Below are 24,127 nucleotides of genomic sequence, written 5' to 3'. Positions count from 1 at the left end.
AGGGCCCACAACGCCGTAACTAATTAAAATTAAATCAATAACAGCCATGGCTGACATCTTGAGTAAATAATACTTTCACCGCTTGTCAAGTCGGTAACTCGACCCGGAGACGACATGTCGTCCCCCGGATATCCGCTCCCGCCCCCTTCGTGGTCGTAAGCTTCCCAATTACCGGCAGTTACCCGGCATAAGGATGCATGGCATGTAATTTGATAGTTTTAAGCAAAGGTCAGCAGCTTGCCGAATGACAAAAATCGCAGGACACGTGAACAGACTGCATCCGAAGCGAAAACACCGTTCACCGGTCACTGCCTGAGCAGAGGGGGATACCATGAAAAAGATCAGGATCTTCCGGATCGGAGGGCGCTGGTTTCCGGCTGCGGAGCAAATTGTCGCCGTGGTCGCGATATGCCTTGCCGCAGGGCTGGGAAGCGGTTGCCAACAGAAGAAGAAAGAAGCGCCGCCCCCCCCGCCGACAGTGGAGGTGGTACCCGTTACCCAGAAGGATGTTCCGGTCCGGAAGGAGTGGGTCGGCTCCCTGGATGGCTCCGTCAATGCCGTTATCCGGCCCCAGGTGACCGGTTATCTCATCAAGCAGAACTACCATGAGGGGCAGTTCGTCAAAAAGGGGCAGACGCTCTTTCTGATCGACCCCCGCACCTTCAAGGCCGCCCTCGACCAGGCCCAGGCGCAGCTGGCACAGCAGCAGGCCCGCCATGACACCGCCAAGGCGAATCTGGCCCGCATCAAGCCTCTGGCGGAACAGAACGCGGTCAGCCGCAAGGACCTGGATGACGCCACCGGCATGGAGCTTTCCACGAGGTCCTCGGTGGAAGCGGCCCGGGCAGCGGTCGAAGAGGCCAGGCTGAACCTGGGATTCACCAAAATCACCTCCCCGGTCGACGGCATTCCCGGAATCGCCAAGGCCCAGCTGGGGGACCTGGTAAGTCCGGACATGCCGAACGAATTGACCTCCGTCTCCACGGTCAATCCCATCAAGGCCTACATCAGCGTCAGCGAGCGGGAGTATCTGAAGGTCAGGGGGGAGGAGGACCAGAATCCGGAGAAGATACCGCTGGAGCTGGTCCTGGCCGACGGCAGCGTCTATCCCTACAAAGGGCACCTGGTTCTGGCCGACCGCCAGATCGACCCCACCACCGGCACGCTCAGGGTGGGATCGCTCTTCCCCAACCCCGGCAACCGGCTGCGTCCCGGGGGCTATGCCCTGGTGCGGGCCGTCATGTCAGTCAGGAAGGGAGCGCTGCTGATTCCCCAGCGGGCCGTGACCGATATGCAGGGAAAACCCATGGTGGCGGTGGTGGGAGCCGACAACAAGGCTGAGGTCCGTGCGGTCAAGGTCGCGGACCGGATCGGCTCGGACTGGGTGGTCGAGGAGGGGCTGAAGCCCGGCGAAAACGTTGTGGCCGAGGGGACCCAGAAGGTGAAGCCGGGCATGACCGTGACACCGAAACCATATACTCCCGAGAAGGCAGACGCCCAACCGGGACAACAAGGACAGCCCGCACAGCCGGTACAACCGTCACAGGCGCCACAACCGGCACAACCGGGCCCTGCCGGACCGGCGCCAAAACCGGCAGCGCCGGCGCCCGAAAAGAGGTAAACCATGTCCAGGTTCTTTATCAACCGCCCCATTGTGGCCATGGTGATCTCGATCCTGATGGTGATCCTGGGTCTGGTGGCCATGGCACGGCTCCCCATCGCCCAGTTCCCCGACATCGTCCCTCCGGCGATCCAGGTCAACGCCACCTATACCGGTGCTGACGCGCAGACCGTGGAACAGTCGGTGGCCACCCCCATCGAGCAGCAGATGTCAGGCGTGGACAACCTGGACTACATGTATTCCATCAACACCAACAACGGCATGATGACCCTGTACAACTACTTCGAGCTGGGGACCAACGCCAACACCGACCAGATCCTGGCCCAGATGCGCGAAGGACAGGCCGAGCCCCAGCTGCCGCGGGACGTGGTCGACTACGGAGTTACGGTGGCGAAATCCACCTCGTCACCGCTGATCATGTTCGCCCTCTACTCCCCCAACGGCACCTACGACAACATCTTCCTCGCCAACTACAGCTACATCAACATCAACGACCAGATGACCCGCATCAAGGGGATCGCCAGTGTCACCGTCTTCGGCGCCGGGCAATACGCCATGCGGCTGTGGGTCAGGCCCGACCAGCTGGCCAAGCTCAACATCACCATCCCGGAGATCATGAATGCGGTCAAGGCCCAGAACACGGTCAACCCCTCCGGGCAGGTCGGGGCCCAGCCGGTGCCCAAGGGGCAGGAATTCACCTATTCCGTGCGCTCCCAGGGACGCCTGCAGAGCGAACAGGAGTTCGGCGACATCGTGGTGCGCGCCAACCCGAACGGCTCCATCGTGCGGGTCAGGGACGTGGCCCGCATCGAGCTGGGGGCACAGACCTACAACCTGGAAGGAAGGCTGAACGGCAAACCCTGCGCGCTGATCGCCCTCTACCAGATGCCGGGAACCAACGCGCTGGATGCGGCCGAAGGCACCAAGAAACTGATGGCCGATCTCAAGCAGCGTTTCCCTCCGGACCTGGACTACACCGTGGCGCTGGACACCACCCTGGCCGTGACCGAAGGAATGAAGGAGATCGAGCACACCTTTGTCGAGGCACTGGTACTGGTGATCCTGGTGGTCTTCATCTTTCTGCAGGGATGGCGGGCAACACTGATTCCGCTGCTGGCGGTGCCGGTTTCGCTGGTGGGCACCTTCGTGCTCTTCCCGCTGCTCGGCTTTTCCATCAACACCCTTTCGCTCTTCGGCATCGTGCTGGCCATCGGCCTGGTTGTGGACGATGCCATTGTTGTGGTCGAGGCGGTGGAGCACCACATCGAGCATGGCCTCTCGCCCAGGGATGCCTCGTTGAAGGCCATGGAGGAGGTATCGGGTCCGGTCATCGCCATCGCCATCATCCTGGCGGCAGTCTTCGTGCCGACCGCTTTCATACCCGGGATCACCGGCCAGCTCTACCAGCAGTTCGCGGTCACCATTGCCGTGTCGGTCATCTTCTCCGCCTTCAACGCCCTTTCCCTCTCCCCTGCCCTCTGCGCTCTGCTGCTGAAGCCCAAGAAACGGGGGACCGGCCCGCTGCAGAAGTTCTACGACTGGTTCAACCGGGTCTTCGGCCGGGCCACCAACGGCTACGTATCCCTCTGCGGCATGGCCATCAGGAAGAGCAAGACCAGCCTGCTCCTGCTGCTTGCCGTGACGGTCCTGGCCGGGATAGCCGGCAAGAGCATTCCAACCGGCTTCCTCCCCGATGAGGACCAGGGCTTCATCTTTGCCGGCATCCAGCTGCCCAATGCCTCCTCGCTGCAGCGCACCAGCGAGGTCGCCCGGCAGGCCGAAGAGCTCATCATGAAGACCCCGGGGGTCAAATACGTTTCGTCGATCATCGGCTACAGCATGCTGAGCCAGGTACAGAACACCTACAGCGCCTTCTTCTTCATTTCCCTGGAGGAATGGGCCAAACGGGAGAAGCCGGAAGAGAAGTACGAGGCGATCAAGGCCTCCATCTCCCGCAAGATGGCGGGACTGCCGGGAGCCGTCGGTTTTGCCTTCCCGCCGCCGGCCATCATGGGGGTCGGCACCTCCGGAGGGGTGACCTTCATTCTGCAGGACCGGGCCGGCAAGGATGTCGCCTTCCTCGCGGAGAACGTGCAGAAGTTTCTGGAAGCTGCCGCAAAGCGTCCCGAATTTTCCCGGGTCACCACGACCTTCACGCCGACCGTACCGCAGCTCTTCGTCGATGTCGACCGGGACAAGGCCCTGAAGCAGGGGGTTAATGTGGCCGATGTCTACAAGGTCCTGCAATGCTTCATGGGGAGCGGCTTCATCAACTACTTCAACAAGTTTGGCCGGCAGTGGCAGGTATTCCTCCAGGCCGAGGGGGATTACCGTACAAATATCGAGAACATCGGCCAGTTCTATGTGCGCAACAGCGAAGGACAGGCGGTGCCGCTGGCGGCGCTGACCTCGACCCACAGCCTGGTCGGCCCTGAATTCACCATGCGCTACAACCTCTACCGCTCGGCCCAGATCAACGCCACGGCGGCCGCGGGGGTCAGCTCGGCCCAGGCCATGAAGGCTCTGGAAGAGGTCTTTGCCCAGACCATGCCGCGGGAGATGGGCTTCGACTACAGCGGCATGTCGTTTCAGGAACAGAAGGCCCAGAAGGGGATATCGCCGATGGCGATCTTCGCCTTCTCGTTTCTGTGCGTCTTCCTGATCCTGGCAGCCCAGTACGAAAGCTGGTCGCTCCCCTTCTCGGTGCTCCTGGGGACTCCGGTGGCCGTGGCCGGAGCTTTTGCAGGCCTGCTGTTCCGCTCCTTCGAGAACAACATCTATGCCCAGATCGGCCTGGTCATGCTGATCGGCCTGGCAGCCAAGAACGCCATCCTGATCGTGGAGTTCGCCAAGCTGGAATACGAGAAGGGCAAGCCCCTGGCGGACGCCACCCTGGAAGGAGCACGCCTGCGCCTGAGGCCGATCCTGATGACCTCCTTCGCCTTCATCCTCGGCTGCGTGCCGTTGGCCATTGCCAGCGGCGCGGGCGCCATCTCCCGCCAGGTCATGGGCATCACCGTCATCGGCGGCATGCTGGCCGCCTCCTTCATTGCCATTTTCCTGATCCCGGTCACTTTCTACGTGGTGGAAAAGCTGGGGCACCGCAAGGATGCCGGCGGCCATGTGCCGCCAGGGGGAGCGGTTGCCGGGCACGGGGGTGCGCCCACGGAACATGTCGCGATAGAAGAGGGGGACCGCCATGCGTAGAGCTCTCGCGACAACCCTGCTGGCATTGTGCACCGGGGGCTGCATGATCGGCCCCGATTACAAACGCCCCCCCCTGGACATACCGTTGAGCTTCCAGTACCAGTCCAAGGAAGCCGAGGAGGCCTCCGATACCGAGTGGTGGCGGCGTTTCCAGGACCCGGTGCTTGACGGGCTGATTGCCGAGGCCCTGGCCAACAACAAGAGCGTCAGGATTGCCGCCGCCAACATCGAGGCGGCCGCCGGCGTGCTCACCCAGACCCGCGCCCCACTTTTCCCCCAGGTGACCTACGGAGGTAATGCCTCCCGGCAGCGCATCAGTGAAAATGGCGTCACAGCCACTCCGGGGATCTCCAATCCATTCACCACCCTGCAGCTGTTCGGCGGTGTCAATTGGGAGCTGGACCTGTGGGGGCGCACCAGACGCCTCACCGAGGCAGCCCGGGCAGAACTGCTCGCCTCCGGGGAGGCGCGGCGCGGTGCGATCCTGACCCTGGTCTCTTCGGTGGCGGGCACCTACATGCAACTGCGCGGGCTGGACGAGCAGCTGGCCATTGCCCGGCGCGATCTGGTTACCTATCAGGATTCTGTCAAGCTGTACGAGCTGCAGTTCCAGTACGGACTGATCTCCCGGATGGTCGTGGAACAGGCCCTGACCCAGTACGAAACCGCAGCGGCCCTGATCCCCCAGTTCGAATCGCAGATCGTACAGACCGAAAACGCCCTGTCGATTCTCCTGGGGCGCAACCCCGGCCCCATCCCGCGAGGAAAAGCGATCACCGAGTTCGGCTTCCCCGCCGTTCCGTCCGGTCTGCCTTCGCAGCTCCTGGAGCGCCGGCCGGACCTGCTCCAGGCCGAGCAGAACCTGATTGCCGCCAACGCCCGCATCGGCGCGGCCAGGGCACTCTACTTCCCGACCATCTCCCTGACCGGTTCCTTCGGCTTCGAGAGCACTCACCTCTCCGATCTCTTCCAGGGCCCGTCCAGGATCTGGAGCTTTGCCGGATCGTTCACCGGGCCCATCTTCACCGCTGGAGCGATCTCGGGCCAGGTGCGGCAGGCCGAAGCGGCCGAACAGGCAGCGCTGATCGGCTACGAGGCGGCCATTCAGGGGGCCTTTGCCGATGTGGAGAATGCGCTGATCATCCGCGAGAAGCTGATCGGCCAGATCCAGGCCCAGGAACGGCTGGTGGCGGCCAACCGGGAATACGAGCGCCTGGCCAGACTGCTGTACGACGAGGGTTACGCGGCCTACCTCACGGTCCTCAACGCCCAGCAGCAGTTATTCCCCTCAGAACTCAACCTCACCCAGCTGCGGGCATCGCTGCTGGTCTCCTACGTCAACCTGTACAAGGCCATGGGTGGGGGCTGGGTAACGGAGGCGGACAAGCTGACCGGAGCAGGCGGCCAACCGGTAACCCCACCGCAGACCACGAGTCAGAAATGAGCCAGAACAGGAACCATAAAGTCTGCCAGCCACAGAGGGCACAGAGAACACAGAGGAAACCTAAGCCGGCATAGCCGGAACCAAACAGGAAAAGTCAAAGGTAATGGAACGCGGAAAAGGCGGATTGAATGGATAAAGGCTGATCAACCCATTTTTGTTTTTGAAATCCGTTTTTATCCAGCCGTTTTCAGATTTTATCTGCGTTCCAAGGCTTTGGTTGTCAGTTTTTTTATGAACTCTGTGTTCTCTATAGCAAATGCTTTTCGGGAAAGGGGGCAGCATGCTGCGGTTCCTGCAATCCATCTTCGGCAGCGCCGACCAGGGGGGATATCCTGAGTCGCTCGTCAGGGAGGCCCTGGAGCGGGCCGTGGATGCAACTGACCCGCAACTGCGGGCCGTTTCCGGCTACAGGAAAAAGCTGCGGTCGGCGGTGCTCAGGGCCATCGATCACGTGGTGGCGCTGGTGGATGCACTGCCCCCCCCGACGCCGGTGGGCCTGGGAGTGACCGAAGAGGCCCCCGCCATCAGGAGCTTTTTCATCTCTGCCATCCACATGAGGAAGGCCATTGCGGACGACCCCGGCCTGGCCGGCTTCCTTCAGGGGCCGGAGGGATACTCCCCCCGGGTGGTGGCCCTTTTGGCGGTGGAGAAGCAGGAGAAGGTCATTCTGGGTGCCGGACTGTCCGGCGATATCGTCATTCATGATGTCCCCCAGGTGACGGTCAGCTTCGACGGCCATCGCTTCCTGGATCCGGCGGCCAGTGAAGAGGAAACGCGCCAACTGCTCAAGCGGCGGGCCTACGACCACCTGCTCAGCCTGGCGCTCAGACGCCTGACCGTCCTGAAGGGGGTACGCAGCGACCTGGAGCGCCGGCGCGCACTGCTGCAGGCCAAGCTCAACCTGCTGAAGCGGGGGAACTGGGGATTCGATTTGGCCGAGCAGGGGGAGAAACTGGACGCGCCGACTGTGGAGGAGCGGCTGGCCCGCATCGAGGAGCAACTGCTGGAGCTGGGGGGGGATGATCATGTGTTCGAGGCCTACCTGGAGGCGGTCACCGATGTGCTGGGACAGCCCGCTGAATACCTCCGGGCAGAAAGCGAAACGATCTTCGTCGACCGCATGGGAATCAAGCGCAGCGAAGCCGCTGCCGACGCGCCGGAACTGAGGCTCAACGAGCTCTACAACGCCGAAGGACGCAGCCTGGTGGTGACGCTGGTGGCCCTCTCGGGAGAGGAACTGCGAGGGAACGTGCCGGCTTGACCCGGCCCGATTACCGGGGATAATTGAAAAAACGGGGCGCACATCGCGCGCCCAAGGAGGCCTGTCATGCCTGCAACAGTGCTGACCCCATCGGTTGAACAGAGGCTGAGGGCATACCACGAACTCAGCGGCCGTGCCAGGACATATCCGGCGGGCGCCCCGACCAAGCCGACCGTCACCTTGTCCCGGGAGTTCGGCTGCGAGGCCTTCCCGGTGGCCGAGGAACTGGTGAAGCTGGCGGAGAAGACCACCGGCGAGCAGTGGCTCCTGGCGGACATATCTCTCCTGGATGCAGTGGCCAAGGAGCATCACATATCCTCTGACGTAATGCTCTCCCTGGGGCACAAGCCCCGCTGGCTGGACGACATGTTCGCCACACTTTCCCCGCACTGGAAAACCGATTCGGATTACTACCGGCTCCTGTGCGAGCAGGTGGTGATGATCGCCACCGCAGGCAATGCGATTTTCGTCGGCCTGGGCGCGGCCATCATTACCCAGTCCATGCGGAACTGCTACCATTTCCGGCTGATCGCCGAGCAGGAGTTCAGGGTACGCTCCATAGCCCGCCGCATGCAGATTTCGAAACAGGAGGCGGAGATCGTCGTGGTGGACAAACAGAAGGAGCGGGAGAAGGTCATCCGCAAACTCCTGGACGCGGACGAGCAGGATCCTCTTTACTACCATGCGATCTTCAACAACGGCAAGATCAGGAACCGGCAGATTGCCGCCACCATTGCCGACGTGGTTTTCAAGAGGCTCGAATAGCGGCGCCATGGCGGCGGGGGGTGGCGCGTGCCGCCCGCTCCCTCCGGCAAAGCGGCTGCAATGCTCCGGTACAGGAGGTGCCACGTGGGTATGAAGATCGTACTGGAGTTTTGCGTGGTGCTCGCCGCCATCTTCATAGGCAGCCGGGCCGGCGGGGTCGGCCTCGGGCTCTGGGGGGGCGTGGGCATCTTCGTGCTGACCACATTTTTCGGCCTGGCTCCCACGGCGCCGCCGGTGGACGTGATACTGATCATCCTGGCGGTGGTCATGGCCGCTTCAGTCATGGAGGCGGCCGGCGGCATCGATTATCTGGTGGGCATCGCCGAGAGGATCATCCGCCGGAATCCCCGACAGATCACCATCGTGGCGCCGCTCGTCTCCTACTTCTTCACCTTTGGCGCCGGCACCGGCCATATCTTCTACCCGCTGCTGCCGATCATGTACGAGGTGGCCTACGAGAACGGCATCCGGCCCGAACGCCCCATGGCCGTATCATCCATCGCCTCGCAGCAGGCGATTACCGCGAGCCCGGTTTCGGCGGCAACGGCGGCGATGATCGCCCTGTTCGCTCCCCTGGGCATCGGCCTGCCGACCATCATGGCAATTTCCATGGGCGGCACCCTGGCAGGGGTCATCGTGGCGGCTTTGGTCCAGACCCGGGTCGGGGTGCCGCTGGCGGAGGACCCCGAGTACCAGCGCCGCCTCCTGGCTGGCGAGGTCCAACCCCCCGCAGGCCTCGGCGGAGAGGTCCTGAAGAGGGAGCTTCCCCCCGGCGCCCGGCTGAGTGCTCTTCTGTTTCTGGGTGGAGCGGCCTTCATCGTTGTGTCGGGGCTCTTTCCCTCCCTGATCCCCAAGGTGCCGGTCAGCGGCAGGATGACGACGATACCGATGCCCCTCTGCATCCAGATCATCATGCTTTCCATCGGGGCGGTCTCACTACTGATCACCGATGCGCCGGTGGCCAAGGTAGTCAAAACCGATGTGGCACAGTCGGGACTGACCGCGGTCATCGGTATCTTCGGCCTGGCCTGGCTGGGGGACACCTTCATCAAGGGAAATGAAGCGGTCATCATCGGCGGCATCGGCGACATCTGCAAGCACTATCCCATCCTCTTCGCCTTCGGCCTCTTCTTCGCCTCGGTGCTCCTGTTCAGCCAGGCGGCCACGACCCGGGCCCTGATGCCGCTCGGCATCGGCCTGGCCATCAGTCCGGCCTTCCTGATCGCCATGTGGCCGGCAGTGAACGGCTATTTCTTTCTGCCGACCTACGGCACCATCATCGCCGCCATCAATTTCGACCGGAGCGGCACGACCCGCATCGGCCGGTTCGTCTTCAATCATTCCTTCATGCTGCCGGGGCTGATTGCAACCACTGTTGCCGTGCTGGCCGGCATCGGCATCGCGCTGGCCTTCAGATAACCATTCGTCGCCTCAGAGAAGCGTGAATCTCAATTTTTTCACCCATACGGGACCCCATGAAAATCATCGTCTGAAAGCAGGAGCGGAAGGGATTTCCCGAGCCCCGGAAAGCACGGAAAGGAGCTCTTATCATGAAAGCAGGCATTGTCGGTTGCGGTTTCGTGGGAAGCAGTGCGGCATACGCCATGGCGCTGCAGGGAGTTGCCAGCGAAATGGTGCTGATCGATCTCAATACCGAACTTGCCCGGGCCCAGGCAGAGGATATTCTCCATGCCACCCCCTTTTCCTATCCGGTCCGGCTGAATGCGGGGGAGTACCGGGATCTGGCCGGAGCCGCCCTGGTCATTCTCGCCTGCGGAGTGGCGCAGAAACCGGGAGAGAGCAGGCTGCAGCTCCTTGAGAGAAATGCCCTGATCTTTCGGCAAGTGGTGCCCCAGGTTCTCTCCCATGCCCCGGATGCGCTGCTCCTGGTAGCCACGAACCCGGTGGACATCATCACGGAAATGGTGACCAAAATATCAGGCCTGCCCCCTGCCCGCGTCTTCGGATCGGGCACCATCCTCGATACGGCACGCTTTCGCACCCTTTTGGGGGATTTTTTCGGCATATCCCCCCACTCGGTGCATGCCCACGTCATTGGCGAACATGGGGATTCCGAGGTGCTGGTATGGTCGAGCGCTCAGATCGGAGGAGTGAGGCTGGAAGAGTTCGCCAGGCAGGGGGGCGTAGCGCTGGACGACAAGGCCAGGGCGCGTATCGATGACGGGGTACGGCGGGCCGCCTACCGGATCATCGCCGGCAAACAGGCGACCTATTACGGCATCGGAGCCGGACTGTCCAGGCTGGCCCAGGCGGTCCGCAACAACGAATGCGGTGTCTTCACCCTCTCCATGCATGAAGAGGAGGACGGAGAACTGCGGGGCACCTGCCTGTCCCTGCCGCGCATACTCGGGTCGGCCGGCGTGGTAGCAACGTTGCGCCCTTCGCTCTCGGCCGAGGAACACGCGGGATTGCTGAGAAGCGCCAGGACGCTGCGCGAAGCGGCGGGCGCGATTTCGATCTGAAAAGGAAATACCGGGAGAAACCGGCCCGATCACACCATCAAGGAGGCAGTAATGGCAACGACAGTCGCAATCAACGGTTTCGGCAGGATCGGCAGACTGGTTCTCATGGCTATGGCGGAGCAGGGCCTGCTCGGCAAGGAGATAGATCTCGTTGCCGTGGTGGATGTGGGCACTGATGCGAAATATTTTGCCTATCAACTGAGGTACGACTCCATCCATGGGCGTTTTCCCGGAGAAGTGGCCACGGAGAAGAGCGAGCCCTCCCTGGAGGCAGATGATGTCTTGGTTATAAACGGACAGCGGATACGCTGCGTGGCAGCCGCCAAGTCGCCTGATCAGCTCCCCTGGCGTCAGCTGTCGGTCGACTACGTGATCGAATCAACGGGATTGTACACCGATGCGGAAAAAGCCGGGCTTCACCTGCAGGCCGGAGCAAAGAAAGTCCTCATCACCGCACCGGGCAAGGGTAACCTGAGAACATTCGTGATGGGGGTGAATGAAGGGGAGTACGACCCCGAAACCCACCATGTGGTTTCCAATGCCTCCTGCACCACCAACTGCCTTGCCCCCCTGGTGCACGTCCTGTTGAAGGAGGGGATCGGGATAGAGTCCGGCCTGATGACCACGATCCACTCCTACACGGCGACCCAGAAAGTCGTCGACGGACCGTCCAAGAAGGACTGGCGCGGCGGCCGGGCCGCGGCCGTCAACATCATCCCGGCGGCGACCGGGGCAGCCAAGGCGGTGGGTGAAGTGCTTCCCGCAGTCAAGGGCAAACTGACCGGCATGGCCTTTCGCGTGCCGACCCCCGACGTTTCGGTGGTGGACCTCACCTTCCGCTCGACGCGCGACAGCTCCATCGAGGAGATCGACGGTCTCATGAAGCGCGCTTCCGAAACCTACCTCAAGGGGCAATTGGCATATACCGACGAGGAGCTGGTTTCCACCGATTTCATCCATTCCGACAGTTCATCCATCTACGACTCCCTTGCCACTGTTCAGAACAACCTGAAGGGGGAAAAGAGGCTGTTCAAGATCGTTTCCTGGTACGACAACGAATGGGGATACTCCCATCGTGTGGTCGATCTGCTGCTCTACATGATTTCCCGGAGAAAATAGCTCCTCCCTCGCAGGGGGAGAAGGCTGTTTTACGAATATTATTTAAGAGTTCGGGTTGTTCAAAAATGGGCAGATCGTCGCACCCGCAGGAAGCCCCGCGGAGGCCCTCACCCGGCCTTTGGCCACCCTCTCCCGAAGGGAGAGGAAACTGAATGCCCTCCCCCTCTGGGGGAGGGATAGGGAGAGGGCTGAGGCAGAAGGCACAAGGTGGCTGACGAGGACGGCGGCGAGATGCCCGTTTTTCAACAACCTTCTGAGGAGCGGCAATGCTCTGGAGCAGGTGGTACAGCTTCAAAAGCTACATCAGATCGGCGCTGTGGGTTGTGCCGGTTATCGCCCTGCTATTCGAAATCATCGGGTCGCGCCTGACGGAGGCACTGGGTAACCGGCTCGTGGCCTCCGGATTTATTGACCAGTCGAAAGGGCTGCTGGACCTTGGCATCCCCGGGGCACGGGCGCTGCTTGAGACAATAGTAACCATCAGCATCTCGTTCCTCGTGTTCACCTTCGGCTCGCTGCTCGTGGCGATCCAGGTGGCGAGCGGCCAGTACACCCCGCGGATCATCGCCACGACCCTGCTCAGGGACAATGCCATCAGGTACTCGGTCGGCTGCTTCGTCTTCACGCTGCTCTTCAGCCTGAGAACGCTGAACCAGATGGACACCACGGTCCACCAGTTCCAGACGTTGATCTCGGGCGTGCTCGGCGCGCTCTCCGTGGTGGTTTTCCTCTACCTGATTGATTATGCGGCGCGGATGATGCGGCCGGTCAGCATCGTCCACCGCATTGGCCAGGATGGGCTGGCGGTCATCAGGAGCGTCTACCCTCTCCCCACCTCCGGTCCTCCCTCCCCTGCGCGCCACTGGAGCGTCCTTCCCTGCCGGACCGTTCACCATCGCGGTTCCCCCGGCATCGTACTCGCCGTGGATCTCGAGGTGCTGGCGGCACGTATGCAGCGTATGAACGGCTTCGTGGAATTCGTTCCCTACGTGGGGGATTTCATTGCCGAGCATGAACCTCTGTTCCGGCTGTATGACGAGGCCTGCTCACTCGTCGATCATTCGTTGCAGGGGGCGGTCGCCTTCGGGACCGAACGGACCCTTGAACAGGATCCGACCTTTGCTCTGCGCATTCTGGTCGATATTGCGCTCAAGGCGCTGTCTCCGGCCATCAACGATCCCACCACGGCCAGCCTTTCCATAGACCAGCTTCACCGCATGCTGTTCCAGGCGGGCTCCCGGCACCTGCAGGGCAGCGAGATTACCGACAAGAACGGTGAGCTGCGGGTCGTCTTCCGGGCGCCGGACTGGCAGGACTTCGTGAAGCTGGCGTTCACGGAAATACGCCATTGCGGCGCAGGCAGCATTCAAATCGCGCGGCGGCTGCGCGCAATGGGGGAAGACCTGATCCGGGCCCTGCCGGAACATCGCCATGCCGCCTTGCTGGAGGAACTGCACCTTCTGGATCGCACCATCGAAAAACACTACGTCCTGCCCGAGGACCTGGCCCTTGCACGCGTGCCCGACGCTCAGGGGCTCGGCAGCTCGCGGATTGCGGTGTCTGGTTTTGAGACGAAATAGCGCCCCCAGGGCGATATTCCGACTTTTCGGCCACCCCAGCCGCTGCTGCCGCCTGTCCGACCCCGCCAATTACCCCGCCCTTTTAACATGTTACATCGGCATACCCACATTCGGCCATTGGGCATGAATCTGGTAAAGCTACCCTCGAGCACCCGGCCACCGTCACCGCACGCAGGGGCGTATGGCAGGCTCAGGCAATTGCGGAGTGAAAGGAGTGTGTATGGGCGCAACGGTTCGGCAGGAGTCGAGCGGCATCCTGGTGGTGAACATCTCCGGAGGCCTGCTCAAGGAAGAGATGGACGGCATTCAGGCTGCCGCCATGAAACGGTTCGGCCCCCAGGAGAATGCCCGGGTGCTGGTGGTTATCGAATCGGATTTCCGCGGTTGGGTGGGGGATGAAGCCTGGAACGACATGAGCTTTTTCATCGAGCACGGCGACAAAATCGCCAAAATCGCCATTGTCGGGGATCCGAAATGGGAAACCAGAATGCTGATGTTCGCCGGGGCAGGTTTCCGGCGCGCACCGGTGAAATACTTTGCCAGCGGCCGGTTGAACGAAGCGTACGCCTGGCTGGGATGAACCGCCGGAGCTGCCGGGGGTCCTTTTACCGCCTTGCATGAGAGACGATCACGGGTATCCGGGGGTACCGCCGTCATGAACCAGTTTGGCGCCACCATCTCCATCTCTCCTCGCGATTACGACGCTGTCCTGTTCGATCTGGACGGGGTGCTGACGAAGACCGCGAGCGTCCATGCAGCAGCCTGGAAACGGCTGTTCGACGACTTTCTCCGGCAGCGGGCAACCGGCACGGGGGAGCCCTTTGTTCCCTTTGATGCGCAGGAGGACTACCGGCGCTACGTGGATGGCAAGGCGCGCTACGACGGGGTACGGGACTTTCTGGCCTCCCGCGGCGTCGAACTGCCGTTCGCGGCACCCGCAGGCGATCCCGAAGCGCCGAACGTGCAGGCCCTGGGCAGGCTGAAGGACCGCTATTTCCGGGAACACCTGGAGCGGCATGGGGTCGAGGCGTACGAAGCGTCGGTAACCCTGGTGCGTACCCTGCGGGCGCAGGAGGTCAGGACGGCGGTAGTCTCGTCCAGCAAAAACTGTACTGCAGTGCTGGAGGCTGCCGGTATCGCACAGCTCTTCGACGCGCAGGTGGACGGAAACGACATCGATCGGCTCGGCCTGGGGGGTAAACCGGCGCCGGACTCGTTTCTCGAAGGGGCACGCCGCCTGAATGTGGAAGCGGCGCGTGCGATTGTTGTGGAGGATGCCATCGCCGGGGTTGAGGCGGGATGCGCCGGGTGCTTCGGCATGGTCATCGGGGTCGACCGGCTCGGCCAGTCGCAGGCTTTGCGCAAGGCCGGGGCCCTTGCCGTGGTCACCAGCCTGGCGCAGGTCCGGGTGGCTGAGGAGCCCCCTTCGGCCTGGCTTTTGACCTACGAAGGGTTCGATCCGGCCCAGGAGGGGGTGCGCGAAGCGATCTGCGCCCTGGGCAACGGCTATTTCACGACGCGCGGTACCGCCCCATGGGCGCGGTCGGACGGAACTCACTATCCCGGCACCTACCTGGCAGGGGGATACAACCGCTTGACGACCGACATCGCCGGCCGGACGATCGAGAACGAATCGCTGGTCAATTTTCCCAACTGGCTCCCCCTTGGTTTCCGCATCGGCGATGGCGACTGGTTCGACCTGAAGCGGGTCACGATTCTCTCCTACCGGCAGGAGCTCGACCTGCGGCGCGCCATGCTGCTGCGCACGGTGCGCTTCGAGGACGGGCAGGGGCGGCGCAGCACGCTTGTGGAGCGGCGCCTGGTCTCCATGGCCGATATGCATCTGGCGGCCGTTGAACTGCGGCTCATTGCCGAGAACTGGTCCGGACCGGTCACAGTGCGCTCGGCCATCGACGGGCGTGTCGTCAACAGCGGCGCCAAACTCTATCTGAAATTCAAGGACAGACACCTGGAGCCGCTGTCCGGGGAAGCGGTCGACGATGAGGGTATCTGTCTGCTGGTGCGCACCTGCCAGTCGAATCTCCACGTCGTCCAGGCGGCGCGCACGCAGGCCTTCGTGGATGGGGAGCGGTGCGGCGGACCGCGGCGGCTCGTCGAAGAACCGGGCTATATCGGCCAGGAATTCGAGATAACACTCGAACAGGGCCGGACCCTGGCTCTGGAGAAGCTCTGTTTCCTGTACACCTCGCGGGATCAGGCTATCTCGGAGTGCGCCACAGCGGCCCGCACGGCAATGGCCCGGGCCACGACCTTCGAAGGGGCCATGGCAGCGCATACCCTGGTATGGAAAAATCTGTGGCGCCGCTTCGACGTGCATATCGTACCAGCAGGGGGATTCCACCTGAACGCCATGATGCTGCTGCGGCTGAACATGGTGCACCTGCTGCAGGCGGTGTCGCCCCACTCCATCGGACTGGACATCGGTGTGCCGGCACGCGGCTGGACCGGCGAGGCATACGAGGGGCACATCTTCTGGGATGAACTCTTCATCTTTCCGTTCCTGAACTACCGTATGCCCGAAATCACCCGCTCGCTGCTCATGTACCGGTACCGGAGGCTCGGAGAGGCCCGCGCGGCTGCCAGGAACGCGGGATTCGAGGGGGCGATGTTCCCGTGGCAGAGCGGCAGCGACGGCCAGGAGGAAACCCAGGATGTCAACCTGAACCCCCGCTCCCTGCGCTGGGTTCCGGACAATTCCTACCTGCAGCGCCACGTGGGCTGCGCCGTGGCCTGGAACGTCTGGCAGTACTTCCAGGTGACCCGCGACGTGGAATTCCTGCAGTTCCACGGCGCAGAGCTGATCCTCGAGATCGCCCGGTTCTGGTCGAGCATGGCCACGTTCAACGATCAGCGGGAACGCTACGAGATCCACGGCGTGATGGGGCCCGACGAATTCCACGAGAGCTATCCGGGCGCGGAAAAACCGGGCCTTGCCAACAATGCCTACACCAACCTGATGGTGGTCTGGGTCCTCTGGCGGGCGCTCGATGTCATTGAATTCCTGCCCGACATCCGCCGGGTCGAACTCGCTGCACGCCTGGCGCTTACCCCCCAGGAAATCGCGCGCTGGGAGGATATCAGCCGCAGGATGTTCGTCCCGTTTCACGATGACTGCATCATCAGCCAGTTCGAGGGGTACGAGCGGCTCGCGGAACTCGATTGGGAAGGCTACCGGCAACGCTACGGCAACATTCAGCGCCTTGACCTCATCCTGGAGGCAGAGGGTGACAGCCCGAACCGCTACAAGCTCTCCAAGCAGCCCGACGTGCTGATGCTGTTCTACCTCTTTTCCTCCGAGGAACTGGGGGCGCTCTTCGATCGTCTGGGGTATCCCTACGATCCCGGCATCATCAGGCGCAACGTGGACTATTACAATCACCGCTCCTCCCACGGTTCCACGCTCTCGCGGGTGGTGCACGCCTGGGTGCTGGCGCGCTCGAACCGGCAACAGTCCCTGCAATTCTATGCCGAGGCGCTGCAGAGCGATGTGAGCGACATTCAGCAGGGCACCACCGCCGAAGGGGTGCACCTGGGAGCCATGGCCGGCACGGTCGACCTGGTGCAGCGTGCCACAACCGGCATCGAGGTGACGGGGGAGGTCCTGCGCCTCAATCCGCAATTACCCCCCGAACTGGAACGCCTTGACATGCGTATCCGCTACCGGGGGCAATCGCTCGATCTGCGGCTGATGCACGACACCATCACCCTGCGGGCGCGAGAGACACGGATGCCTCCCATCCGCGTCTGCGTCCGGGACGAAACCGTGGAGCTCACCGGGGGCAGCACAAGGACCTTCCCGCTCAGGTAGCGAGCGATGCCGAGCAAAACCATCTCGCGCCCGTATTTGTGCCATAGAAGACGGACGCGACGTAACGATGCTGTTGAAATTCTAAGGTTGTTCAAAAATGGGTAGATCGTCGCACCCGCAGGAAGCCCCGCGGAGGCGTAGCAGCGCTACGCCGCACAAGAGGGCTGACGAGGACGGCGGCGAGATGCCCGTTTTTCAACAACCTATCAAGGAGGAGTTATGCCGGTTGCCGATTTCACGACTTACTGCCGGATGCTCGACCGGGCAGCTGAGAACCGCTTCGCCTACCCGGCCATCAACGTCACCTCCCTGACCACCGCCAATGCCGTACTGAAGGGGCTGGCCGAGAGCAGATGCGACGGCATCATCCAGATCTCCACCGGTGGTGCCGCCTTTGCCTCGGGAACGGCAGTAAAAGACATGGCCCTGGGGGCCATCTCGATTGCGGAACACGTGCACCGGGCAGCGGCCCGCTACCCCATTTACGTGGCCCTGCACACCGACCACTGCCAGGCGGACAAGCTCGATGCCTATGTCCTGCCGCTGGTGGAGGAGACCGAACGGCGGCGGGCCGCCGGACTGCCCAACCTCTTCAGCAGCCATATGTTCGACGGCAGCGCCCTGCCGCTCAGGGAAAACCTGGAGATCGCCGCCAAGCTGCTGCAGCGCTTCAAAAGCAGCGAACTGATCCTGGAGATCGAGGCGGGGGTGGTGGGAGGAGAGGAGGATGGCATCAGGGCCGAGGCCAGCGCCAAGCTCTACACCACTCCGGAGGATACCCTGGAGGTGGCCCGGCGGCTGAACGAGATCGGCGGCCGCTACCTGCTGGCAGCCACCTTCGGCAATGTCCATGGGGTCTACAAACCCGGTTCGGTCAAGCTCAAACCGTCGATCCTCAAGGACTGCCAGGATGCCGTAATCGGCCGCTACGGGGCCGCAGCACGCTTTCATCTGGTCTTCCACGGCGGTTCCGGCTCCGAGCTGCACGAGATCCGCGAGGCTCTGGACTACGGCGTGGTCAAGATGAACATCGACACCGATACCCAGTACGCCTTTACCCGCCCCATTGCCGGCCATATGTTCACGCACTACAACGGGGTGCTGCGGGTGGACGGCGAGGTGGGGGACAAGAAGGCCTACGATCCCCGCACCTACCTGGCGCTGGCCGAAACCGCCATGGCCGGGCGGGTCAAACGGGCGGTCGCGGAGCTGCGAGGGGAAGGGACGACATTGTTCAAGGAATAGGTCCGTTCAAAGCGCAGAATCGATGAGGCCTCCCCTGCCAGCGCACCTGAAAGTCCTCTGCCCCTGCAGGTGGCGGCATGGGTCCTTCGCAGGCCAATGCAACGACAAAGATCAGCAATCACGTGCGGAATATACGAGGTGAACAATGACCGAGCAACCGGACTTCGCCATCGAACGCCTGGGCGAGTGCCGTTTCCCCTCCCCCATGAAAAAGGTGCGCTTCTTCGACGACCGCGAGCGGATCATGTACCACTCCCGGTTCGACGAGATCAGGCCCTACCTCGATCAAGGGAGTGCACCGCCGACACTGGAGCTGGCAGGGCCGCGGGAGCGGATCTTTTTCGATCCTTCAGCCATCGCCTGCGGTATCGTCACCTGCGGCGGGCTCTGCCCCGGCACCAACAACGTGATCCGCGCCCTGGTGCTGAGTCTCCACCACCATTACGGCGTACGAAAAATCTACGGATTCCGCTACGGCTTCGAAGGACTGGTGCAACGCATCGGACACAGCCCCCTGGAGCTGACCCCCGAAACGGTCGATAACATCGGCCAACTGGGGGGCACGATCCTGGCCTCCTCACGGGGGCCCCAGGACCCGGCCGAGATGCTCGCTACCCTGGAGAAGCTGAAGGTCGGCATCCTCTTCACCATCGGTGGGGACGGCACCCTGAAGGGGGCCGCCGCCGTTGCCGCGGAAGCGGCCCGCCGGGGCAGCCCCATCAGCGTCATCGGTATTCCCAAGACCATCGACAACGACATCTCGTGCGTGCAGACGACCTTTGGCTTCGAAACGGCAGTGGCGGAAGCCCAGCGGGCCATCTACGCAGCCCATACCGAGGCGGCCGGCGCGAAGAACGGCATTGGCCTGGTGAAGCTGATGGGGCGCGACTCCGGTTTCATTGCCGCGTTCTCGAGCCTGGCCGGTGGGCTGGTGAATTTCTGCCTGGTGCCGGAATCCCCCTTCGGCCTGGACGGATTCCTGGCGAGCCTCAGGGAACGGCTGGAGCAGCGGAGCCATGCGGTCGTCGCAGTGGCGGAAGGGGCAGGCCAGGAGCTCATGGGTAACACAGGAGAACGGGACGCCTCCGGGAACGTCAAGTACGGCGACATCGGGATTTATCTCCGCGACTCGATCAGGAAGCACTTTACCCGGAACGGGATGGAGCTGAACCTCAAGTACATCGACCCGAGCTACATCATCCGCAGCCAGCCGGCCAATCCTCACGACTCGGCCCTCTGCCTCATGTTCGGCCACAATGCGGTGCATGCGGGGATGACGGGCCGGACCAACATGGTGGTCGGCTTCTGGAACCACCTGTTTACCCATGTGCCCATCCTTCAGGCCACCAGCCGGAGGAAAAGGATCGATCCGGACGGGTGGCTCTGGAGCAGCGTTCTGGCCTCCACCGGCCAGCCACGGGAGATGCGCTGACGTAAGGCCGGCAGAGGCCCGGCCTTTCCTTCTTCAGGCTGCCGGTCTGATTGCGGCGATCAGCACCAGCGAGCGGGCCGGCCACCCCGAGGCGCACCACCGCTTGGAAATCATCGATCTCGCCCAACGGCAGGAGAGGTGAGGGGATAGTCATGCTGTTGTTAGGACAGAACGCGGAGGCGGCACCATGCCCATGAGCAGGATCGGCACGATACTTCCGATTATGGACTGGCTCCCGCGCTACCGGAAAGAGTGGCTCCGCTTCGATCTGGTCGCTGGGCTGACAACGGCGGCGGTGCTCATCCCCAAGGCCATGGCATATGCCGCCATAGCAGGCCTGCCGCTGGTCGTGGGGCTTTATACCTCGCTCGTCATGCTGGTGGTGTACGCCGTGGCCGGAACCTCCCGGCTCCTGAGCGTGACCACCACGTCCACGATTGCCATCCTGGCGGCAGCCATTCTCGCCGAGGCAGTCCCCGGAGGCGACGAGGCAGCCCTGCTGGCTGCGTCGGCCACCCTGTCGTTCCTGGTGGGCGTGTTCCTGTTCCTGGGGGGGCTGCTTCGCCTCGGAGTGGTGGCCAACCTGATTTCCGACCCGGTGCTGGCCGGCTTCAAGGCGGGAATCGGCCTGGTCATCGTGCTTGACCAAATCCCGAAGCTCCTGGGGATACACATCGCCAAAAACGGTTTCTTCCGCGACATTGCTTCGATCGTGCGACACCTGCCGGAAACCTCCCTGCCAACTCTTCTGCTCGCGGCAGCAATGCTGGCTCTCATGCTGGGGCTCGAACATTTTGCGCCGCGGGCGCCTGCGCCGCTGATCACCGTGGCCATCGGCATTGCCCTGTCTGCCTGGGCCGGACTGGACTCTGCCGGGATATCGCTGGTCGGGACCGTCCAGGCGGGATTGCCGGAATTCGCCCTCCCCGACTTTGCTCGGGCGCAGCAGCTCTGGCCGGCGGCCTTGGGCATCGCCCTGATGAGTTTTGTCGAGACGGCTGCCGCGGGGCGCGCCTTCGTGCGCAAGGGGGATCCCCTGCCCGAGGCCAACCGTGAGCTGGTGGCTACCGGACTGGGAAATCTGGCCGGTGGCTTCTTCCGCATCATGCCGGGCGGGGGAGGAACCTCGCAGACGGCAGTTAACCAGGGGGCAGGCGCACGCAGCCAGGTGGCGGGGGTGGCGAGCGCTCTGGTTGTCGTGGCAACGCTGCTTTTCCTGGCACCGCTTTTCGGTCTGATGCCCAATGCGACCCTGGCCGCTGTGGTGATCGTCGCCAGTATCGGCCTGGTGAGCCCGGCCGAGTTCCGGTCCATACGTCATGTCAGGACCATGGAGTTCCGCTGGGCACTCATCGCCGCTGCAGGGGTAATCCTGCTCGGCACCCTGAAAGGGCTCCTGGTGGCGGTGCTGGTGTCGATGACGGCGCTCATCTTCAACGCCAATACCCATCCTCTGCTGATCCTGGGGCGCAAGCCGGGTACCAATGTCTTCCGTCCCCTCACTCCGGAACACCCGGAGGACGAAACGCTCCCCGGCCTGCTGTTGCTGCGCCCGGAGGGGGCGATCCACTTCGCCAATGCTCATCGGCTGGGGCACAGGCTATGGGCGCTCATTGCCGAATTCACGCCGAAGATCCTGGTCCTGGACCTGAGCGCCGTGCCCAATCTGGAGTACACCGCGCTCAGAATGCTGACCGATGGAGAGGAAAAGGCGCGCGAGGCCGGAACCACGCTCTGGCTCGTGGCGATGAGTCCCGAGGTGCTGGCTGTTGTCCGGCGTTCCGTACTGTGGGAGCGGCTGGGACGCGAGCGGACCTTTTTCACGCTGGAACAGGCAGTGGAGAACTATCGACAGCAGGCGGGGCGCTCGCTCCACACAGAATCCCACGCCTGAAAGGCCCTCTCCTGCGCGTCGGATTTCCTGAGGAGACCACTGATACTGCTGCTCTTCAGCAGCTCACAAGGACCACAGACATGCCCGATCGCAAAGATCCCCGTGTAGTCATCGTGGGGGGCGGTTTCGCCGGAATCGCTGCAGCCAGGGAACTGCGCAACGCCCAAGCCCGGGTCGTGGTGGTGGATCGGGTAAACCACCATCTGTTTCAGCCGCTGCTCTACCAGGTGGCCGGCTGCATGCTGGCCGACGGAGACATTGCCTCCCCCATCCGCGAACTGCTCTCCTCCCAGGCCAACACGGTCGTAGCCCTTGCGGAAGTGACCGGCTTCGATCCGGTGCAGCGCCACATCTACCTGGACCGTTTTCCCGAGCGCCCCTTCCGGTACGATTACCTGGTGCTGGCAGCAGGGGTGGAGACCGGTTATTTCGAGCATGACGAGTGGGCCCGCTTCGCGCCGGGAATGAAGACGCTCGAAGAGGGCATCGCCCTTCGATCACGGATTCTGGAAGCCTTCGAACTGGCAGAGCTGCACGAGGTCTCCGCCGTGCCGCCGGACCTGATCACTTTCGTCATCGTGGGGGGAGGACCGACAGGGTGCGAACTGGCCGGTTCCTTTATCGGCATGTTCCGGGAAACCCTGGTCAGGGAGTTCAGGCGTTTTGACCCGGCCCGGGCCAGGGTGGTGCTGGTGGAGGCAGGACCCCGGCTGCTCCCCTCGTTCGCTCCGGAGCTGGCGGAAAAGGCGCACCGGGAACTGGAGCGGCTCGGGGTGGAAGTACGGCTCAATTCGTTGGTTGAATCGATCGATGCCGGGGGGGTGACCGTCGGCGGCGCACGGATCGCCAGCCGCACGGTCATATGGGCTGCCGGCGTGCACGGCGCCGGCGTGTGCGGCCTGCTGGGGGGCGAGCGGGACCGCCAGGGGCGGATCGTGGTGGAACCGGACCTGACGGTACCGGGCCACCCGGAAATCTTCGTGGCCGGTGATGCAGCCTCCATCAGGCAAGGAAACGGTACCTTGCCCGGCGTGGCACCGGTGGCCATCCAGAGCGGCCAGTACGTCGGCCGCTCGATCCTGCGCCGGCTGAGGGGGGAACCGGCACTGCCCCCCTTCGAGTACCGCGACAAGGGGAACATGGCCACCATCGGCCGCGGGTTCGCCATCATGGAATCGGGCAGGGTGCGGATCAGCGGTCACTTTGCAAAACTGGCCTGGGCCTTTCTCCACATCTGGTATCTGATGCAGAACGAGAACCGGCTGATAGTCTTCCTGAAATGGACCTGGCACTATTTTACGCGAACCCGGGGAACACGCCTCATAGAACGCAGCGGGACACCCGCGCGGGATGCTACCGCCAGAAAGGATCGGGAACCATGAAAAATACAAAGGGCAAAACCAAGAACAAAAAAGCGGCCGCGAAACTCACGACGAAAACCTACGAGAAGGAGTTGGCCAAGCTGCACGCGGAGCTGGTCAAACTCCAGGAATGGGTCAAATTCAAGGGGCTCAAGGTCTGCCTGGTCTTCGAGGGGCGCGACGGCGCCGGCAAGGGGGGCGCAATCAAGGCCATCACCGAGCGGGTGAGTCCGCGGGTTTTCCGCGTGACTGCGCTCCCGGCGCCGACGGAAAAGGAGAAATCGCAGATGTATGCCCAGCGTTACATCGCCCACCTTCCCTCGGCAGGCGAAGTAGTGATCTTCGACCGCAGCTGGTACAACCGGGCCGGGGTCGAGCGGGTGATGGGCTTCTGCACCGACGAGCAGGCCAGGCGCTTTCTGGAGATCGTGCCGGGCTTCGAAAAACTGATGTACGAATCGGGCATCATCCTGCTCAAGTACTGGCTGGAGGTCAGCCCGGAGGAGCAGACCCGCCGGCTGGAGGGGCGCATCAACGACGGCCGCAAGATCTGGAAGCTCTCCCCCATGGACCTCGAATCCTACAGCCACTGGGACGACTACACCAAGGCGCGCGACGAGATGTTCGCCATGTCCGACACTGCCTGGGCTCCCTGGCATGTGGCCAGATCGGACGACAAGAAGCGCGCGCGCCTGAACATTATCGCCCATCTGCTCAGCAAGATCCCTTACGAAGAGGCGCCGCGCGAGAAAGTGGCGCTGCCGGACCGGAAGGTAAATTCCGAATACAAATCTCCCGACTATCCCTTCAAGTTCATTCCCGAAATCTACTGAAACCGGATCGGCGTGCGCACGGCGGCCATCAGCGAGGATACGGCACGAGGAGA

The 24,127-nt window shown here is 62.8% G+C and carries 16 protein-coding genes; all 16 read left to right on the top strand.

Annotation, left to right across the window (positions count from 1 at the left end):
* Positions 1-331: 331 nt before the first annotated feature.
* The 16 genes from GSVR_RS06045 to ppk2 all read left to right on the top strand — a co-directional run bounded on the left by GSVR_RS06045 (position 332) and on the right by ppk2 (position 24,074).
* Complete coding sequence (locus tag GSVR_RS06045) at positions 332-1,621, top strand: efflux RND transporter periplasmic adaptor subunit (protein ID WP_203978818.1); 1,290 nt, start codon at positions 332-334, stop codon at positions 1,619-1,621.
* A gap of 3 nt (positions 1,622-1,624) precedes the next feature.
* Entirely contained in the window at positions 1,625-4,828 is a 3,204-nt protein-coding gene (locus GSVR_RS06040) for an efflux RND transporter permease subunit (protein WP_173202251.1), read from the top strand.
* Positions 4,821-6,272: an efflux transporter outer membrane subunit gene (locus GSVR_RS06035; protein WP_173202250.1), complete on the top strand. Its 1,452-nt coding sequence runs from the start codon at positions 4,821-4,823 to the stop codon at positions 6,270-6,272. The genes GSVR_RS06040 and GSVR_RS06035 overlap by 8 nt, the downstream gene beginning before the upstream one ends.
* A gap of 280 nt (positions 6,273-6,552) precedes the next feature.
* Positions 6,553-7,533: a hypothetical protein gene (locus GSVR_RS06030; protein WP_173202249.1), complete on the top strand. Its 981-nt coding sequence runs from the start codon at positions 6,553-6,555 to the stop codon at positions 7,531-7,533.
* A gap of 66 nt (positions 7,534-7,599) precedes the next feature.
* A complete protein-coding gene (locus GSVR_RS06025; RefSeq protein ID WP_173202248.1) occupies positions 7,600-8,298 on the top strand; it encodes an AAA family ATPase in 699 nt (232 codons plus the stop codon).
* Between the two features lie 90 nt (positions 8,299-8,388).
* Positions 8,389-9,717 (top strand): anaerobic C4-dicarboxylate transporter family protein, encoded by a 1,329-nt coding sequence (locus GSVR_RS06020; protein ID WP_203978817.1) that lies wholly within the window; start codon positions 8,389-8,391, stop codon positions 9,715-9,717.
* A 131-nt stretch (positions 9,718-9,848) separates the two neighbouring features.
* Entirely contained in the window at positions 9,849-10,781 is a 933-nt protein-coding gene (locus GSVR_RS06015; RefSeq protein WP_173202246.1) for an L-lactate dehydrogenase, read from the top strand.
* Positions 10,782-10,832: 51 nt separating this feature from the next.
* A complete protein-coding gene (gene gap, locus GSVR_RS06010; protein WP_173202245.1) occupies positions 10,833-11,900 on the top strand; it encodes a type I glyceraldehyde-3-phosphate dehydrogenase in 1,068 nt (355 codons plus the stop codon).
* Between the two features lie 266 nt (positions 11,901-12,166).
* The gene (locus GSVR_RS06005) at positions 12,167-13,480 is read left to right on the top strand and encodes a DUF2254 domain-containing protein (RefSeq protein WP_173202244.1); all 1,314 of its coding nucleotides are present in this window, start codon (positions 12,167-12,169) and stop codon (positions 13,478-13,480) included.
* A gap of 220 nt (positions 13,481-13,700) precedes the next feature.
* Positions 13,701-14,060 (top strand): STAS/SEC14 domain-containing protein, encoded by a 360-nt coding sequence (locus tag GSVR_RS06000; RefSeq protein WP_173202243.1) that lies wholly within the window; start codon positions 13,701-13,703, stop codon positions 14,058-14,060.
* A gap of 75 nt (positions 14,061-14,135) precedes the next feature.
* Positions 14,136-17,309 (top strand): beta-phosphoglucomutase family hydrolase, encoded by a 3,174-nt coding sequence (locus tag GSVR_RS05995; RefSeq protein WP_173202242.1) that lies wholly within the window; start codon positions 14,136-14,138, stop codon positions 17,307-17,309.
* A gap of 219 nt (positions 17,310-17,528) precedes the next feature.
* Positions 17,529-18,554, top strand: a complete 1,026-nt coding sequence (gene fbaA / locus GSVR_RS05990; RefSeq protein WP_173202241.1) for a class II fructose-bisphosphate aldolase — start codon at positions 17,529-17,531, stop codon at positions 18,552-18,554.
* A gap of 145 nt (positions 18,555-18,699) precedes the next feature.
* Entirely contained in the window at positions 18,700-19,986 is a 1,287-nt protein-coding gene (locus tag GSVR_RS05985; RefSeq protein ID WP_173202240.1) for an ATP-dependent 6-phosphofructokinase, read from the top strand.
* Between the two features lie 187 nt (positions 19,987-20,173).
* On the top strand, positions 20,174-21,880 hold the full coding sequence (locus GSVR_RS05980) for a SulP family inorganic anion transporter (RefSeq protein WP_173202239.1): 1,707 nt from the start codon (positions 20,174-20,176) through the stop codon (positions 21,878-21,880).
* A gap of 80 nt (positions 21,881-21,960) precedes the next feature.
* Positions 21,961-23,262, top strand: a complete 1,302-nt coding sequence (locus GSVR_RS05975) for an NAD(P)/FAD-dependent oxidoreductase (RefSeq protein WP_173202238.1) — start codon at positions 21,961-21,963, stop codon at positions 23,260-23,262.
* On the top strand, positions 23,259-24,074 hold the full coding sequence (ppk2, locus tag GSVR_RS05970) for a polyphosphate kinase 2 (protein WP_173202237.1): 816 nt from the start codon (positions 23,259-23,261) through the stop codon (positions 24,072-24,074). Before GSVR_RS05975 ends, ppk2 begins: the two co-directional genes overlap by 4 nt.
* The last annotated feature ends 53 nt before the right edge of the window (positions 24,075-24,127 follow it).

The organism is Geobacter sp. SVR, assembly GCF_016865365.1.
Lineage (GTDB): Bacteria > Desulfobacterota > Desulfuromonadia > Geobacterales > Pseudopelobacteraceae > Pelotalea.
This window is presented reverse-complemented; position numbering and strand designations above follow the sequence as displayed.

Excerpts from the sequence above, each read along its gene's own strand:
- GSVR_RS06045 (WP_203978818.1), top strand. The coding sequence starts at position 332 with ATGAAAAAGATCAGGATCTTCCGGATCGGAGGGCGCTGGTTTCCGGCT.
- GSVR_RS06040 (WP_173202251.1), top strand. The coding sequence starts at position 1,625 with ATGTCCAGGTTCTTTATCAACCGCCCCATTGTGGCCATGGTGATCTCG.
- GSVR_RS06035 (WP_173202250.1), top strand. The coding sequence starts at position 4,821 with ATGCGTAGAGCTCTCGCGACAACCCTGCTGGCATTGTGCACCGGGGGC.
- GSVR_RS06030 (WP_173202249.1), top strand. The coding sequence starts at position 6,553 with ATGCTGCGGTTCCTGCAATCCATCTTCGGCAGCGCCGACCAGGGGGGA.
- GSVR_RS06025 (WP_173202248.1), top strand. The coding sequence starts at position 7,600 with ATGCCTGCAACAGTGCTGACCCCATCGGTTGAACAGAGGCTGAGGGCA.
- GSVR_RS06020 (WP_203978817.1), top strand. The coding sequence starts at position 8,389 with ATGAAGATCGTACTGGAGTTTTGCGTGGTGCTCGCCGCCATCTTCATA.
- GSVR_RS06015 (WP_173202246.1), top strand. The coding sequence starts at position 9,849 with ATGAAAGCAGGCATTGTCGGTTGCGGTTTCGTGGGAAGCAGTGCGGCA.
- gap (WP_173202245.1), top strand. The coding sequence starts at position 10,833 with ATGGCAACGACAGTCGCAATCAACGGTTTCGGCAGGATCGGCAGACTG.
- GSVR_RS06005 (WP_173202244.1), top strand. The coding sequence starts at position 12,167 with ATGCTCTGGAGCAGGTGGTACAGCTTCAAAAGCTACATCAGATCGGCG.
- GSVR_RS06000 (WP_173202243.1), top strand. The coding sequence starts at position 13,701 with ATGGGCGCAACGGTTCGGCAGGAGTCGAGCGGCATCCTGGTGGTGAAC.
- GSVR_RS05995 (WP_173202242.1), top strand. The coding sequence starts at position 14,136 with ATGAACCAGTTTGGCGCCACCATCTCCATCTCTCCTCGCGATTACGAC.
- fbaA (WP_173202241.1), top strand. The coding sequence starts at position 17,529 with ATGCCGGTTGCCGATTTCACGACTTACTGCCGGATGCTCGACCGGGCA.
- GSVR_RS05985 (WP_173202240.1), top strand. The coding sequence starts at position 18,700 with ATGACCGAGCAACCGGACTTCGCCATCGAACGCCTGGGCGAGTGCCGT.
- GSVR_RS05980 (WP_173202239.1), top strand. The coding sequence starts at position 20,174 with ATGCCCATGAGCAGGATCGGCACGATACTTCCGATTATGGACTGGCTC.
- GSVR_RS05975 (WP_173202238.1), top strand. The coding sequence starts at position 21,961 with ATGCCCGATCGCAAAGATCCCCGTGTAGTCATCGTGGGGGGCGGTTTC.
- ppk2 (WP_173202237.1), top strand. The coding sequence starts at position 23,259 with ATGAAAAATACAAAGGGCAAAACCAAGAACAAAAAAGCGGCCGCGAAA.